The sequence below is a fragment of the Pseudomonas sp. N-137 genome (assembly GCF_034555295.1).
GTDB classification, from domain to species: domain Bacteria; phylum Pseudomonadota; class Gammaproteobacteria; order Pseudomonadales; family Pseudomonadaceae; genus Aquipseudomonas; species Aquipseudomonas rhizophila.
On the sequence record NZ_JAXUDQ010000030.1, the window covers coordinates 444,869 to 458,993 of the forward strand.

The following is a 14,125-nucleotide window of genomic DNA, read 5'->3' on the forward strand; positions in this document are numbered from 1 at the left end:
TCAGGCGAACAGGCGGTCGGTGTTGATGAAGCCGCGCTGGTTTTCCGGGCGCGAGTTGCGGCAGTGCTCGGCCACGCTGGGCTCGGCGTTCATCCAGCTGAGCTTGAGCGGTTGCGGGGCGTATTGCGGGTTCGGGTCCATCGGGTGTTGCAGCGCAGTCATTACCACCAGGGTGTCCATCGGTGCGTAGAGCTCGATGTAATCGCCGGCCTTGGAATGGTCTTCAACGAAGTGAAAGTTGCCGGCCTCATCGACATCGACCCGGCTGAACAGGTTGAGGGTCATCAGCAGGTCGGACAGGCCCAACCCCCATTTGCCCAGCTCCACCAACAGGTTGTCGGTGCCGTTGCGAAAGAACCCGTTACGCAGTTCCTGATAGCGGCCCTGGCCGTATTTTTCGGCCACTTCCTCGGCGCAGAGCACACCGCCTAGGCTATCGCTCCAGCCGCACGTGTCGGCGGTGATCGCCGCCAGCACCCGGCCCATGTCCGAGTACAGGCAATGGCCGGTGGTGAGTTTGGCGGTGTGTTGGCATTTGAGGCTGTCGGGCAGGTTCAGGCGCTCGGTTTTCTCATTGGCATTGAGCAGCGTCAGGCTCACGTTGGCCCCGCCGCGCAGATCGGTCAGGCGCAGCAGTTGACCGCGCTTGAGCACGAAGGAACGGTGGCCGCCACCGGGCAGCAGCTCTTCGGCGAAGGGAGGAAACAATTGGGTCGAATCGGTCATGGGAAACTCCTTTCAAGCGATACGCAATGCGCCGGCCAGTTCGGCGGGCAGGGCGTCGACGGCGGCACGGGCGGTGCGGCGGTCGCTGTTCAGTGGAATGTCGTAGGTGATGCGCGCGCCATAGGCGCCGGGGGCATGGGGATCGACGCGAACCTTGTCGAACACCAGCAGGCGTGTGCCGAGGCTGAATCCTTCGGACAGGTCATGGGTGACCATGAACACCGTCAAGCGGGTCTCGCGCCACAGCTCCAGCAACAGGGCGTGCATGTCTTTGCGAATGCCGGGATCGAGTGCGCCGAAGGGTTCGTCCAGCAGCAAGACACGGGGTTTCATGATCAGCGCCTGGGCGATGGCCAGCCGCTGTTGCATGCCCCCGGACAACTGCGCCGGGTATTTGTCCAGTGCATGGCCGAGGCCGACCTTGTTCAGCAGATGCGCGGCCTCTTCACGGGCCTGGCGTTTGGCGCTGCCGAACAGGCGCCCCAGCAGCGGCGAGCGTGGCAGTTCCAGGCCCAGGGCAACGTTGTTCAGCACCGTCAGGTGCGGGAACACTGAGTAACGCTGGAACACCACACCACGGCTGGCATCCGGCTCACCAGCCAGAGGCTCACCGTCCAGCAGAATCTGCCCGCGACTGGCGCGCTCCTGGCCCAAGAGCAGCCGCAGAAAGGTTGATTTGCCACAACCCGACGCCCCCACCAGCGTGCAGAACTCGCCTTCGGCGACGCTCAGGTTCAAGCGTTCGAGCACCACCTGATCGGCGTACTGCTGCCAGACGTTATTGACCTTGATGAAACTCATGCCTTCGCCCCCTCATACCAGGGGAACGCTCGCCGGGTCAGGTGCTTGAGACCCCAGTCCATCAGCCAGGCGAGCAAGGTGATCCACACCACGTACGGCAAGATCACATCCATCGCCAGGTACCGGCGCACCAGGAAAATCCGATAGCCCAGCCCATCGGTGGAGGCGATGGCTTCGGCGGCGATCAGAAACAGCCAGGCAGAACCGAGCATCAGCCGCAGGGAAATCAACAGGCGTGGCAGCAGTTGCGGCAGCACCACCCGCAGCATCAGGGTCCAGGTCGAAGCGCCGAGGGTCTGGGCCTTGATCAGCAGCTCGGGCGGAATCTCCCGGGCGCGCTGTTCCAGGTCCCGGGCCAGACATGGGGTGATGCCAATGACGATCAGCATCACTTTCGACAATTCTCCCAGACCGAAGACGATGAACAGAATGGGCAGGATCGCCAAGGGAGGCACCATCGACAGCACGGTGAGCAACGGCGAGAGCGGCGCGCCGAACAGCGGCAGCGTGCCGGCGGCGATGCCCAGGCACAGGCCGGCCAAGGCGCTGATGCCCAGGCCGATTGCCAGTCTGCGCAGGCTCGATGCGGTGTCTTGCCAGAGCAGGTAATCGCCACTGCGCACGTCAGCGGTGAAGGCCAGGCGTTTGACCGCATCGGCCATCTGCACCGCGCTGGGCAGCAGCTTGTCGTTGGGGTTGTCCGTCAACCGTTCGGCCGAGCCCATAAAGTAGGCGAACAGCACCAGCGCGAAGGGCAGGATCACCAACAACAGGCGGCTGGGACGATCCGGATAGCGGTTGATCAGGCGCATGCCAGCTCCTCCGGTTTACAGCTTGGCGTCGGCGGCCAGCTGCACGTAGGTCGGGTCAAAGCGCAGCTTGAGGTTGGCCTTGTCGCCGCTGGTCACGCCATTGGCAAACGTCATGCCGACCGCGTCGGTGTCCTTGGCGCCTTCGCCGAGCAAACCGTGCTGGAACGAAAACTCGGCGACCTTGCGCATGGTGGCGGGCAGTTGCTCGCTGGTGGCGAAGCTCAGGGCCTCCTTGGGCGTGGCGAACAGCTTGGTGGTGTCCAGTTGCGACTGGAATCCGGCCAGATCGGTGCCCGAGGCTTTGGCCATGTGTTCGAGTGCGGTCTTGCTGGCGGCGTTTTTTGCATCCATCAGCGCCACCACTTCAAACCAGGCACCGGTCAACGCTTTGCCCAGGGCCGGGTTGTCCTGCAGGGTCTGGGTGTTGACCACCATCATGTCCATGATCTCCCCCGGGATCTGGCTGGAATTGAACACCTCGCTCACGCCGGGCTGGGCCTTGATGTCCGAGAGCATCGGGTTCCAGGTGGTGACGGCCTTGACCTGGTCGGTATTGAAGGCCGCGGAGATATCGGCATCGGAGGTGTTGACGACTTTGAGGTCTTTCTCGGTGAGACCGACCGAGTCCAGGGCGCGGGCCAGCAGGTAATGGGAGACCGACAGCTCCACCAGGTTGACGTCCATGCCCTTGAGGTCGGCGACTTTCTTGCCGTCACCCTTGAGCACGATGCCGTCATTGCCGTTGGAAAAATCGCTGACGATCAGCGCGGTGCTGTCCACGCCGCCGGCGGCGGGAATGGTCAAGGCGTCCATGTTGGTCATGGTGCAGCCGTCGAACTGACCGGCGGTGTATTGGTTGATGGATTCGACGTAGTCGTTGAGCTGCACGACATCGATGGTGATGCCGTATTTTTTCGCCCATTTATCGACAATGCCTTGGCTGCCGGCGTACTCCCAGGGCATCCATCCGGCGTAAATGGTCCAGCAGACGCTGAAATGGTCTTTTTGCGCGGCAGGGGACGAGGGGCTTACGAGGGCCGAGAACGTAGCGAGGAGCAGGGCGCAAAGACGAAGCTTGAGCATGGTGGTTCTCCAGTTGATCAAGGGCGGACAGGAGCAACGCGGCACCGCGAACGGTGGCTTGTCTCCCGGGCTTTTGTCCCGCCGTGTAACCTCAACTGGAGGTCGCCAACTCTCGGACCAGCCACTCGCCAGAGGCGAGCCGGAACCCTAGTCAGCCATTGCAAATTGTGGTGCCGCGAACCTGTGATGACTCCTGCACGGGGTTTGTTAAAGCGAGAGCCGTGCCAAGTAGCGTAAAGGCCCGGTCCAAAGCGGGTGGGGAGAGATCAGCGCGGCGTCGCCAGTGGGTTTGTGCATGGTTGTGGTGCTTTGCTGCACCGGGATGAGGCGCGGAGCACATGTTTCAACTTATTGCCGTGGCGCACCAGATTCGGATTTCGCTGTCAGATTAATCGTCAGTCACCCAATAGATGACTGCCGCCCGCCAGCGTCGCTGATGTGGCTCATTAGCGGTCCAGGAGGCCGCCATGTATCGACGACTTCTGCTCATTGCGTTTCTGGGTTTGACACTTTCGGCATGTGTTCCTTACGACGGAGGCTCAAGCTACTACCGTTCCGAGGTCTACACCTCACCGGCGCCGGTCTATTACGGTGGCGGGAGCTACTACTCGGCACCGCGCGGCTATTACGCACCGCGGTATTACTCGGCACCGCGTTATTACCAACCGGCACCACGCTATTACTCGGCGCCGCGCTACTACCAACACGGTCCACGCTATTACTCGCCACCGCGCACGGCATACCGATCTCATCCACACCGGGGCGGCTGGGACGGCCATAACCGGGGCGGCTGGAATGACGACCGTCGTGGTCGAGGCGGACGTGATCATCGGGGACGCGGTGATCATGATGGACGGCGTAACCACCGCTGATTCATCGGCAGCAAAAAGCGGCGCATTGAGCGCCGCTTTTTTGTGCCTGTAACAAACCCGATGGGATAACGCTTGTGGGAGCAAAGCTTGCTCGCGATGACAGGGGATCAGTCAGCTTCCCGGTGACTGGCATACCGCTATCGCGAGCAAGCTTTGCTCCCACAGATGTCGCTCTCACAGAATGTCACCCAGGTTCTTTACTCGTTAGACAAATCCGCCAGCGGATGCCGCCCTTCCCAGGCCTTGTGAAAATGCGCCTCGACCGCTGCTGCGGGGACATGGTTGATGTCCGGCCAGTGCCAGCGGGGCTTGTGGTCTTTGTCGATCAGCCGCGCCCGCACGCCCTCGCTGAATTCAGGGTGTCGGCAGCAGTTGAGGCTCAAGGTGTATTCCATGCGCAACACACTTGCCAATGACAAATGCCGGGCTCGGGCGATCTGTTCCCAGACCAGATGAGCAGTCAGCGGGCAGCCTTCGGTCATGGTCTTGGCCGCCCGCGCGATCAATGGGTCTGAATGGTCCACCAGCAGGCTGAGGGTTTTCCAGGCGCAACGTACATCGCTGACATCCAGCCATTCGTCGATTTTCTGCCGGCGCGGTAGCCATTGCGCCTCGGGTAATTGGGCGACGGCTTCCTGTTGCAAGGCCTTGAGCAAGCTGTTGAGCTGCATGGGCGTCTGTTCCTGCCAATTGAGTTGCAGCAGGCCTTCGATCAGATCGTCCTGTTGTTCATCCAACAGGAAACGGTCGGCCAGACCCAGGTCAATGGCGTCCCGGGCATTCATATGGGCGCCCGTCAGGCCCAGGAACAGGCCAAGCTTGCCGGGCAGCCGCGACAGGAACCAACTGGCGCCGACATCCGGGTACAGGCCGATGCTGATTTCCGGCATCGCCAGGCGCGTGCTCGGTGTGACGATCCGAATATTCGCGCCTTGCAACAGCCCCATGCCGCCGCCAAGCACGTAGCCATGGCCCCAGCACACCAAGGGTTTGGGAAAAGTGTGCAGGTTGAAGTCCAGTCGGTACTCCGCGGCAAAAAATTGCGCCGCCAAGGGCGGTACTTCACCTGGTTGAGCGCGGCAGGCCTCTACCAGGCTGCGCACTTCGCCGCCGGCGCAAAACGCCTTGGCGCCGTTGCCGCGCAACAATACACAGACGATTTGCGGTTCTCTGGCCCAGGCGTCGAGACGATCGCGCAGGGCGTTGATCATCGGCAAGGAGAGGGCATTCAAGGATTTTTCAGCATCCAGGGTGGCGATGCCGATACGGGCGCCATTGATGCCAGTGAGTTCTTCGAAGTGCAGATTCATCGTGACCTCGATCAGAAATTTGAATGATCAGTATGACCGCTGCGTAGGAAAGTGCCGGTTCTGCGTCAGATCAATTGACAAGCCATGTAGGCTTTCCTAGGGTGCGCCCATTGTTTTTACCGGGTGCAACCATGACTGCTGACGACCGTATCAAACTCGAACCGAGCTGGAAGCAAGCCCTGCGTGCCGAGTTCGACCAGCCCTATATGGCAGAGTTGCGTGAATTTCTGCGTCGGGAGTACGCCGCCGGCAAGGAAATTTACCCACCGGCATCGTTGATTTTCAATGCCCTCAACTCCACGCCGCTGGACAAGGTCAAGGTCGTGATCCTCGGCCAGGACCCTTATCACGGCCCAGGCCAGGCTCATGGTTTGTGCTTTTCAGTGCAGCCGGGCGTGCCGGCGCCGCCCTCGCTGGTGAACATCTACAAGGAATTGAAACGCGATCTGAATATCGACATCCCGAATCACGGCTACCTGCAAAGTTGGGCCGACCAGGGGGTGTTGTTGCTCAACACCACCATGACCGTGGAGCGTGCCAATGCCAATTCCCACGCGGGCAAAGGATGGCAGCACTTTACTGATCGGGTCATTGAAGTGGTCAGTGAGCACCAGCCGCATTTGGTCTTTCTACTGTGGGGCGCCCATGCCCAGGGCAAGCAGAAGCTGATCGATGCCACCAAACACTTGGTGCTGACGTCCGTCCACCCGTCGCCGTTGTCGGCTTACCGCGGTTTCCTGGGGTGCGGGCATTTCAGTCGGGCCAACAAGTTTCTTGAGCAACAGGGCGAAGCGCCGATTGATTGGCGGTTGCCGCCGGTTTAATGCGCCCAGCTGACGGGCCCCATCGCGAGCAGGCTCGCTCCCACACTGATTTGTGTACGCCGCAATATTCTGTGGGAGCGAGCCTGCTCGCGATGAAGGCGCCGCGGACGATCAGACCGAACCCGGCTTGCGAATCCAATACCTGAACAACGGCTCCGCCAGAAACAGCACAAACAGCAGTCGCATCACCTGCAACGCCGTCACCAGCGGTACCGACAGTTGCAGCGTCTCCGCCGTCAGGCTCATTTCCGCAATACCGCCGGGCATCATGCCTAAGGTCAGTGACCGCAAGTCCAGGTGGGTCAGCGTGCTCAGGCCCAGAGCCGCGAGGGTTGCGATCAGCATCGTCAACACCGTGCCGATCAGCGTACGTCCCATGAACGACGGCGCGCGGCGGAAGAACTGCCGGTTGAAATGACAACCCAATCCGCTGCCGATCAGCCACTGGCCGATCTGGCTGCCGCCGTCGGGCAGGCCGATGTGCAGATCCCAGCCGATGCTCACCGCCGCACTCACCAGCAACGGTCCGAACAGCCACGGGTTGGGTTGGCGCAAACGCTCCCAGCCCCAGGCGAGCAGGGCGCCCGCCGGGAACAGCAGCGCCAGCCACAGCCAGTCCACCGTGGCAGCGTGCTGCACCGGGGCGCCTTCGCCGAGCAAGTATTTGAAAGCGGCCGGTACGCACAGCACCACCACCAGTACCCGCAGGCTCTGGCCGGCAGCGACGCGGCTCAGGTCGGCGCCATTGCGGGCACCGAGGTTGACCATCTCGCCGGAACCGCCCGGCATGCTGGAGAAAAAAGCGGTGGCGCGGTCTTCGCCGGTGCGGCGCATCAGCCACACACTCACCACGCTAGACACGCTGGTGATCAGCGCGCCGAAGAAGATCAGGCCAAAATGGCTCAGCACCTGCTCCATCACCACCGGGGTGAAGTGCAGGCCGATACCGATGCCGACCACCCACTGGCCGCATTTACGGCCGCCAGGGATTTCCATCAGTTGCCACGGTGTGAGGCAGCGCACCAGGATGATCGCCAGCAACGAGCCAACCATCCAGGGCAAAGGCCAGCCGATCAGGCTGGCCAGATAACCGCCGGCCAGACCGACCAGCGGTGTTCCCCACCATTGTCTGAGTGTAGCTTTAGACATTGGCCAGGGCGCGACGTTGAGCCGAGCGACGGCGCCAGATCCGCAACAATGGCATCAGCAGCATGATGACGGTCAATACCCAGCAACCCAGGGTGATCGGGCTCGACCAGAGGATTTCCAGCGCACCGTTGGAAATCGACAGCGCACGACGCAGGTTCTGTTCCATCAGGCCACCGAGGATGAAGCCCAACAGGACCGGCGACAACGGGAAGTCCAGCTTGCGCAGGATGTAACCGAAGATGCCGATACCGATCATCAGGAACAGGTCGAACGTGGTGGCGTGCACCGCGTAGACGCCGATCCCGGTGATGATCGCGATGACCGGTACCAATGCCCAGTTCGGCACGGCCAGGATACGGGTGAAGACGCGGATCATCGGGATGTTGAGGATCACCAGCATGATGTTGGCGACGAACAACGAAGCGATCAGGCCCCAGACGATGTCAGGTTGTTGCTGGAACAGCAGTGGACCTGGAGTGATGTTGTACAGCGACAGCGCGCCGATCATCACCGCCGTGGTGCCGGAACCCGGAACACCCAGGGTCAGCATCGGCACCAACGCACCGCAGGCGGCGCCGCCGATGGCGGTTTCCGGGGCGGCGAGGCCACGCTTGTCACCTTGGCCGAACGTACCGCTTGCACCGGCGATGCGTTTTTCCGTCATGTACGCCACGGCACTGGCCAGCGTCGCACCGGCACCTGGCAACACGCCCATGATGAAGCCAAGCACGCCGCATCGCATGTTCACCCAGAACACCGACGCCGCTTCCTTGACGTTGAACATCATCCGTCCGGTGGCTTTCACCGCTTCCTGGCCGCGATGGGTCTTTTCCAGCAGCAACAGAATTTCACTGATGGAGAACAGGCCCAGCACCAGCACGACGAACTGGATGCCGTCGGTCAAATGGATATTGTCCCCGGTGAAACGGTAGACGCCGCTGTTGGCGTCAATCCCGACGCAGGACAGGAACAGCCCGATCAGCGCCGCGATGAAGGTCTTGAGCGGGCGGTCTCCGGCCATGCCGCCGAGACAGACAATGGCGAACACCATCAGGACGAAGTATTCCGCCGGTCCGAAGGCAATCGCCCATTTGGCCAGCAGCGGGGCGAACAGCACCATCCCGCAAGTGGCAATGAATGCACCGAGGAACGAACTCCACGCCGACAGCGAAAGGGCGACGCCGGCCATGCCTTTGCGGGCCATCGGGTAACCGTCCAGGGTGGTCATGACGGTGGAGGCTTCACCCGGGATGTTGAGCAGGATCGAGCTGATTCGCCCGCCGTATTCGCAACCCAGGTATACGGCCGCCAGCAGGATCAGGGCCGACTCCGGTGGCAGACCGAGGGCGAATGCAATCGGGATCAGCAACGCCACGCCATTGATCGGGCCCAGGCCCGGCAGCAGGCCGACCACGGTGCCGATCAGGGTGCCGCTCAGGGCGGTAACGAGGTTGTAGGGGGTCAGTGCAACGCCAAAACCCTGGCCGAGATAATTCAGGGTATCCATATCAATTCTCCAGGACGTCGAGCAGGCCCAGGGGCAGCGGCACGTCCATCAGCTTGTCGAACAACAGATAGAGACCGATGGCCATCAGGCTGATGATCACCACGCTCGGCACCCAACGACCGCCATACAGGCGCGCCATCGGAACCCCGACCAAAATGCTGGCGAGGATGAAACCCAGGGGTTCGAAGGTCCCGGCGAATATCAGCAGCAGCACTACGCAGATGCCGATTTTCTGCAGGGTCTCGCGATCCAGTTGCGGATCTTCGTCGCTGTGCACGATGGGCGTCGGACGAAACACCATATAAAGCAGGGCCAGGCTCAGCAGCCCGATCATCAGCAAGGGGAAGGCGCGCGGCCCGACCGGTTCATAGGAAAAGGCTGCCTGGTAGGGCCAGGCCATCAGCGCGAGGCCGACGCAAACCAGCAGCAGCACTGAAGCGAAAATACGTTGGATGAGCATGACTAACTCCTGGGCGGCGCCGCAGTGATGCAGGCGCCGCCGCGAGAACAGAGGCGATTACTGGACCAGGCCAAACTCTTTGGCCAGCATCTTGTAGTCGGCCACTTGCTTCTTCACGTAGGTGTCCAGTTCCGGACCGGTCATGGCGAACGGGAACAGTTCGCGCTGGTCACGCAGCTTGGCGAAGTCTTCGGACGCCAGCAGCTTGTCGAATGCATTTTTCCACCAGGCGTAGTCTTCATCGCTGACCTTCGGCCCGAGGTAGAAGCCACGAACCACTGGCCAGACGATCTCGTAGCCTTGTTCACGGGCGGTCGGGATGTCTTTCATTTCCGGCTCATCCAGGCGCTTCTCGGCGAACACCGCCAGCAGGCGCATGTCGCCGCTCTGGATGTGTGGCATGGAGTCGGAGATGTCCGTACTGCCTACCTGAATATGGCCGCCCAGCAGGGCCGTTGCGATCTCGCCACCGCCTTCGAGCGCCACGTAGCGCAGTTTGCGCGGGTCGATACCGGCGGCCTTGGCGATCAGCGCGGTTTGCATCCAGTCCTGGCTGCCCACGGTGCCGCCGGAACCGATGACCACGGAGCCTGGATCTTTCTTCAGCGCCTGTACCAGATCATCGAGGTTCTTGTAGGGCGAATCGCTCTTGACCGCGATGGCGCCATAGCTGGTGCCAACGGCTGCCAACCAGCGAACGGCGTTTTCGTCGAAACGCCCGAATTTGCCTTGGGCCAGGTTCAGCAGCGAGCCACTGGACCAGGCCACCAGCGTGCCGGCGTCGGCCGGGCGCTGAGCGACCACTGCGTTGTAGGCCACTGCACCGACGCCGCCGGGCATGTAGGTCACACGCATCGGTTTGGTCAGCAGTTTTTCGTTCACCAGGGCGCTTTGGGCCAATTTGCACGTCAGGTCAAAACCGCCGCCAGGCGCGGCCGGGGCGATGCATTCCGGACGCTTGGGTTCGGCGAGCAACTGCCCGGCGAACATCAGGCAACCAGCGGCCAGGGCTACTTTACGCAGTGATAGGTTCATTTTTGTCTCCACAGGAGTTGTTGTTGTGTGTTGCACATTTGCCGTTGTCGGACCCTTCGGGAATCGACAGCGGGCCATCAGGAGCGATAGGTCACGTGGCGTAGACGCACAGAGACGACGGTGCAAGACCGGCGAAAGCGGCGGCGCAAGTGAAGGCGATCTGGTTGAGGCGGGAAGGGCGAGCAGGCGTCGGGGCCTGGGGCTGTATGGACAGCATGGTGAATACTCCGCTCTATTGTTCTTATTTGGCGAAAACGCTTCGGGGCGTTTTTCGTTCGCGAGGTGCCTCGCGACCGGCAGTCGAAACTTGCCGTTGGAGGACTGTAACCGGCCAACCTTTCGCTAACCTTTCAAAAGCTTTCACGATGTTTTTGGCTTCACAGAGGTGGATGCGGCTGTAAACTCCGCGCCACAGAATGGTGCCGACCATCCCTGAATCGAGGTGAAATCCAATGCGTGTCCTGCTCGTCGAAGACCATCTCCAGCTGGCCGAAAGTGTAGCCCAGGCGCTCAAGAGCACCGGTTTGACCGTGGATGTGCTGCACGACGGGGTGGCGGCTGACCTGGCTTTGAGCAGCGAGGAGTACGCGGTCGCGATTCTCGATGTGGGGCTGCCACGCATGGACGGTTTCGAGGTGCTGGCCCGGCTGCGGGCCCGCGGCAAGACCTTACCGGTGTTGATGCTGACTGCCCGTAGCGACGTCAAGGACCGGGTTCATGGCCTGAACCTGGGTGCTGACGATTACCTGGCCAAGCCGTTCGAGCTCACGGAGCTGGAGGCTCGGGTCAAGGCACTGTTGCGCCGTAGCGTATTGGGGGGCGAACGCCAGCAGCGCTGTGGTGGGTTGATTTATGACCTGGACACCCGCCGCTTCACCCTCGACGACGAATTGCTGACCCTGACTTCCCGCGAGCAGGCCGTGCTGGAGGCGTTGATCGCCCGGCCAGGGCGGGTGATGAGCAAGGAGCAGCTTGCGGCCCAGGTGTTCGGCCTGGACGAAGAGGCCAGCCCCGATGCCATCGAAATCTACGTCCACCGCCTGCGCAAGAAACTCGACGGCCATGCCGTGGCGATCGTGACATTCCGTGGCCTCGGCTACCTGCTGGAAACCCGCGATGCATAAGCCCGACAGTTTGCGTTGGCGACTGCTCTGGAACCTGGCACTGCTGTTGGTGGTACTGATGCTCGCCAGCGGCCTGAGTGCTTACTGGAACGGTCGCGAAGCCGCGGACACGGCCTACGACCGCACGCTGCTGGCCTCCGCCCGGACCATTGCCGCCGGCCTGTCGCAACGCGACGGCAGCCTCAGCGCGGATGTGCCTTACGTGGCCCTGGATACCTTTGCCTACGACAGCGCCGGGCGTATTTACTACCAGGTCAATGACATCCACCAGAAGCTGATTTCCGGCTACGAAAACCTCCCAGGTCCACCGCCCGGTACGCCGCGTACCGACGATTACCCGGCCCTGGCGCGCTTTTATAACGCCAGCTATCAGGGGCAGGATGTGCGGGTGGTGAGCCTGCTCAAGGCGGTGAGTGAACCGAACATGAACGGCATGGCGGAGATTCGCGTGGCGGAAACCGAAGAGGCGCGGATCAGCATGGCCCGCGGCTTGATGGCCGACACACTGTTGCGCCTGGGTATGCTGGCGGTGGGCGCGCTGCTGATGGTGTGGTTCGCCGTCAGTGCCGCCTTGCGCCCCCTGGAGCGCTTGCGCACGGCGGTGGAGGAGCGTCAGCCGGATGATTTGCGGCCATTGCCCCTGGTGGAGGTCCAGCATGAACTCTGGCCACTGGTGCGGGCCCTCAACCATTTCACCGAGCGTCTTCGCGGGCAATTCGAGCGTCAGGCGCAATTCATCGCCGACGCCGCCCATGAACTGCGCACGCCTTTGGCTGCGCTGAAGGCCCGGCTCGAGCTGGGGCTACGCGCCAGCGAGCCGGCAATCTGGCGTGAAACCCTGGAAACCGCGGCCCAAGGCACGGATCGGTTGACCCATCTGGCGAATCAGTTGCTGTCCCTGGCGCGTGTCGAAAATGGTGCCCGGGCCATCGCCGAGGGCGGCGCGCAGTTGCTTGATCTCAGCCAATTGGCACGGGAGCTGGGTATGGCCATGGCCCCGTTGGCCCATGCCCGTGGCGTGGCGTTGGCTTTGGAAGCCGACGAACCGGTATGGCTGCGAGGTGAGCCGACCTTGTTGAACGAGTTGTTGAGCAACCTGGTGGACAACGCCCTGGCCCATACCCCATCGGGCGGCAATGTGATCTTGCGGGTCACAGCGCCTGCGGTGCTTGAGGTCGAGGACGACGGGCCGGGCATCCCGCCGCATGAGCGAGACCGCGTGTTCGAGCGCTTCTATCGACGCAATCAGCAAGTGGCCGGTTCGGGTCTGGGGTTGGCTATCGTCGGTGAAATCTGCCGTGCGCACCTGGCGCAAATCACGCTGCATGATGGGCAGGAGGGTGGTTTGAAAGTTAGGGTGAGCTTTATCCCCGGTTCAGATTGATCCAGAGCCGAGCTCTATTGTGGCGAGGGGATTTATCCCCGCTGGGCTGCGAAGCAGCCCCAAACTGGCGATTTAGGTGTATCAGACAGAACGCCAAGGGCCGCTTCGCGCCCCAGCGGGGATAAATCCCCTCGGCACAGGTTCAGTGCCTGAGCTCAAGTTCGGGGGCTTGAGCCTGGTTGCTTAATAAAACATCGACCGCGCTTCTTCGATCTCCGCGCACCGGGCTTTGTTTTCCGGGTCGATGCCCAGCTTATTGAAGGCCGGTACCCCGAAGGCATCGATCCTGCCCAGGGGGTGGTCGGAGTCCTTGTAGCAATACAACGCAGCTACCTGCACCAGGTCGACGTAATCGAGTTGCTTCGAATCTCGGGTGAAGTCCAGATACAGCCCCGGCAGCTTCACCAGTCTTTCTGGAAACTCCCAAACACTGAGCAACTTGTCTCCCAGCACCGGGTGAATCGTCTCGATGACGTGATTGAGACTGACCGGGTCAGACAGCAATTCATTGTTGTCTTCGGCGTAGGTGAGAATCGGCAGTACGCCGATCTGATGCACCAGCCCACCCAGCGCGGCCTGATCGGGTTTGAGTTGCGTATAGATCCGGCACAACGCATAGCAGACACCGGCGATTTCCAGGCTTTTACGCCAGACTTCGCGCATCTTCTGTTCCACCACTTCGGAACGGGCATGGAAAATCTGCTCCATGACCAGGCCGATGGCCAGGTTGCTGCTGTAGTTGACTCCCAGCCGGGTGATGGCTGTGTGCAGGTCAGTGACTTCCTGGGTCGCACGCAGCAGTGGGCTGTTGACCACTTTTATCAGGCGCGCCGAAAGCGCCGTGTCACGACCAATCACCTTGCTCAGGTTGCTGACGCTGATTTCCGGGTCTTCGGCGGCCCGGCGAATCTGCAGGGCCACTTCCGGTAATGTTGGCAGAACCAGGTCATCGTTATCGATGGCCTCCACCAAATCCCGTTGGACCTTATCCGCCAAATCGCTCATTTCGTTTCTCTAGGGTATTACGACAAAATGCTG

At 61.6% G+C, this 14,125-nt stretch carries 15 protein-coding genes and 1 riboswitch; of the genes, 4 read left to right on the forward strand and 11 right to left on the reverse strand.

What is annotated here, in order from left to right:
* The 4 genes from T3A99_RS23130 to T3A99_RS23145 are packed head-to-tail and all read right to left on the reverse strand — an operon-like array spanning position 1 to position 3,422.
* Positions 1 to 726 carry an urea amidolyase associated protein UAAP1 gene (locus T3A99_RS23130; RefSeq protein WP_274090345.1) on the reverse strand — a complete coding sequence of 242 codons (726 nt, stop codon included), beginning with the start codon at positions 724 to 726 and terminating at the stop codon, positions 1 to 3.
* Positions 727 to 738: 12 nt separating this feature from the next.
* Entirely contained in the window at positions 739 to 1,527 is a 789-nt protein-coding gene (locus T3A99_RS23135; protein ID WP_047227987.1) for an ABC transporter ATP-binding protein, read from the reverse strand.
* On the reverse strand, positions 1,524 to 2,339 hold the full coding sequence (locus T3A99_RS23140; protein WP_047227986.1) for an ABC transporter permease: 816 nt from the start codon (positions 2,337 to 2,339) through the stop codon (positions 1,524 to 1,526). Before T3A99_RS23140 ends, T3A99_RS23135 begins: the two co-directional genes overlap by 4 nt.
* Positions 2,340 to 2,354: 15 nt before the next feature.
* Positions 2,355 to 3,422: a putative urea ABC transporter substrate-binding protein gene (locus tag T3A99_RS23145; RefSeq protein WP_139050921.1), complete on the reverse strand. Its 1,068-nt coding sequence runs from the start codon at positions 3,420 to 3,422 to the stop codon at positions 2,355 to 2,357.
* Between the two features lie 60 nt (positions 3,423 to 3,482).
* Positions 3,483 to 3,584, reverse strand: a riboswitch (guanidine-I (ykkC/yxkD leader).
* Between the two features lie 305 nt (positions 3,585 to 3,889).
* Between T3A99_RS23145 and T3A99_RS23150 the strand changes: the two genes are divergently transcribed.
* Positions 3,890 to 4,294, forward strand: coding sequence for a hypothetical protein (locus tag T3A99_RS23150; RefSeq protein WP_107322081.1), 405 nt, complete (start codon positions 3,890 to 3,892; stop codon positions 4,292 to 4,294).
* Between the two features lie 197 nt (positions 4,295 to 4,491).
* Here the strand turns inward: T3A99_RS23150 and T3A99_RS23155 are convergent, their stop codons facing one another.
* On the reverse strand, positions 4,492 to 5,604 hold the full coding sequence (locus T3A99_RS23155; protein WP_047227984.1) for an enoyl-CoA hydratase/isomerase family protein: 1,113 nt from the start codon (positions 5,602 to 5,604) through the stop codon (positions 4,492 to 4,494).
* A 131-nt stretch (positions 5,605 to 5,735) separates the two neighbouring features.
* On the opposite strand from T3A99_RS23155, the gene ung reads away from it, so the two are divergent.
* A complete protein-coding gene (ung, locus tag T3A99_RS23160; RefSeq protein ID WP_047227983.1) occupies positions 5,736 to 6,428 on the forward strand; it encodes a uracil-DNA glycosylase in 693 nt (230 codons plus the stop codon).
* Between the two features lie 111 nt (positions 6,429 to 6,539).
* On the opposite strand, the gene T3A99_RS23165 is transcribed toward ung, so the two are convergent.
* The 5 genes from T3A99_RS23165 to T3A99_RS23185 all read right to left on the reverse strand — a co-directional run bounded on the left by T3A99_RS23165 (position 6,540) and on the right by T3A99_RS23185 (position 10,796).
* Positions 6,540 to 7,577, reverse strand: coding sequence for an AbrB family transcriptional regulator (locus T3A99_RS23165; RefSeq protein WP_047227982.1), 1,038 nt, complete (start codon positions 7,575 to 7,577; stop codon positions 6,540 to 6,542).
* Entirely contained in the window at positions 7,570 to 9,084 is a 1,515-nt protein-coding gene (locus T3A99_RS23170; RefSeq protein ID WP_047227981.1) for a tripartite tricarboxylate transporter permease, read from the reverse strand. Before T3A99_RS23170 ends, T3A99_RS23165 begins: the two co-directional genes overlap by 8 nt.
* Before the next feature lies 1 nt (position 9,085).
* On the reverse strand, positions 9,086 to 9,544 hold the full coding sequence (locus T3A99_RS23175; RefSeq protein WP_047227980.1) for a tripartite tricarboxylate transporter TctB family protein: 459 nt from the start codon (positions 9,542 to 9,544) through the stop codon (positions 9,086 to 9,088).
* A gap of 57 nt (positions 9,545 to 9,601) precedes the next feature.
* A complete protein-coding gene (locus T3A99_RS23180; RefSeq protein WP_047227979.1) occupies positions 9,602 to 10,579 on the reverse strand; it encodes a Bug family tripartite tricarboxylate transporter substrate binding protein in 978 nt (325 codons plus the stop codon).
* A gap of 91 nt (positions 10,580 to 10,670) precedes the next feature.
* Positions 10,671 to 10,796, reverse strand: coding sequence for a hypothetical protein (locus tag T3A99_RS23185; RefSeq protein ID WP_256676726.1), 126 nt, complete (start codon positions 10,794 to 10,796; stop codon positions 10,671 to 10,673).
* 235 nt (positions 10,797 to 11,031) lie between these two features.
* On the opposite strand from T3A99_RS23185, the gene T3A99_RS23190 reads away from it, so the two are divergent.
* Both T3A99_RS23190 and T3A99_RS23195 read left to right on the forward strand, forming a co-directional pair.
* Entirely contained in the window at positions 11,032 to 11,703 is a 672-nt protein-coding gene (locus tag T3A99_RS23190) for a response regulator (protein WP_047227978.1), read from the forward strand.
* Positions 11,696 to 13,087, forward strand: coding sequence for a sensor histidine kinase (locus T3A99_RS23195; RefSeq protein WP_047227977.1), 1,392 nt, complete (start codon positions 11,696 to 11,698; stop codon positions 13,085 to 13,087). The genes T3A99_RS23190 and T3A99_RS23195 overlap by 8 nt, the downstream gene beginning before the upstream one ends.
* Positions 13,088 to 13,270: 183 nt before the next feature.
* On the opposite strand, the gene T3A99_RS23200 is transcribed toward T3A99_RS23195, so the two are convergent.
* Positions 13,271 to 14,092 carry an HDOD domain-containing protein gene (locus T3A99_RS23200; RefSeq protein ID WP_047227976.1) on the reverse strand — a complete coding sequence of 274 codons (822 nt, stop codon included), beginning with the start codon at positions 14,090 to 14,092 and terminating at the stop codon, positions 13,271 to 13,273.
* Between the last annotated feature and the right edge of the window lie 33 nt (positions 14,093 to 14,125).

Bases quoted from the DNA above. Each gene is read 5' to 3' on its own strand.
- T3A99_RS23165 (WP_047227982.1), bottom strand. From the start codon at position 7,577: ATGTCTAAAGCTACACTCAGACAATGGTGGGGAACACCGCTGGTCGGT.
- T3A99_RS23180 (WP_047227979.1), bottom strand. From the start codon at position 10,579: ATGAACCTATCACTGCGTAAAGTAGCCCTGGCCGCTGGTTGCCTGATG.
- T3A99_RS23145 (WP_139050921.1), bottom strand. From the start codon at position 3,422: ATGCTCAAGCTTCGTCTTTGCGCCCTGCTCCTCGCTACGTTCTCGGCC.
- T3A99_RS23200 (WP_047227976.1), bottom strand. From the start codon at position 14,092: ATGAGCGATTTGGCGGATAAGGTCCAACGGGATTTGGTGGAGGCCATC.
- T3A99_RS23150 (WP_107322081.1), top strand. From the start codon at position 3,890: ATGTATCGACGACTTCTGCTCATTGCGTTTCTGGGTTTGACACTTTCG.
- T3A99_RS23155 (WP_047227984.1), bottom strand. From the start codon at position 5,604: ATGAATCTGCACTTCGAAGAACTCACTGGCATCAATGGCGCCCGTATC.
- T3A99_RS23140 (WP_047227986.1), bottom strand. From the start codon at position 2,339: ATGCGCCTGATCAACCGCTATCCGGATCGTCCCAGCCGCCTGTTGTTG.
- T3A99_RS23175 (WP_047227980.1), bottom strand. From the start codon at position 9,544: ATGCTCATCCAACGTATTTTCGCTTCAGTGCTGCTGCTGGTTTGCGTC.
- T3A99_RS23135 (WP_047227987.1), bottom strand. From the start codon at position 1,527: ATGAGTTTCATCAAGGTCAATAACGTCTGGCAGCAGTACGCCGATCAG.
- T3A99_RS23185 (WP_256676726.1), bottom strand. From the start codon at position 10,796: ATGCTGTCCATACAGCCCCAGGCCCCGACGCCTGCTCGCCCTTCCCGC.
- ung (WP_047227983.1), top strand. From the start codon at position 5,736: ATGACTGCTGACGACCGTATCAAACTCGAACCGAGCTGGAAGCAAGCC.
- T3A99_RS23195 (WP_047227977.1), top strand. From the start codon at position 11,696: ATGCATAAGCCCGACAGTTTGCGTTGGCGACTGCTCTGGAACCTGGCA.
- T3A99_RS23190 (WP_047227978.1), top strand. From the start codon at position 11,032: ATGCGTGTCCTGCTCGTCGAAGACCATCTCCAGCTGGCCGAAAGTGTA.
- T3A99_RS23130 (WP_274090345.1), bottom strand. From the start codon at position 726: ATGACCGATTCGACCCAATTGTTTCCTCCCTTCGCCGAAGAGCTGCTG.
- T3A99_RS23170 (WP_047227981.1), bottom strand. From the start codon at position 9,084: ATGGATACCCTGAATTATCTCGGCCAGGGTTTTGGCGTTGCACTGACC.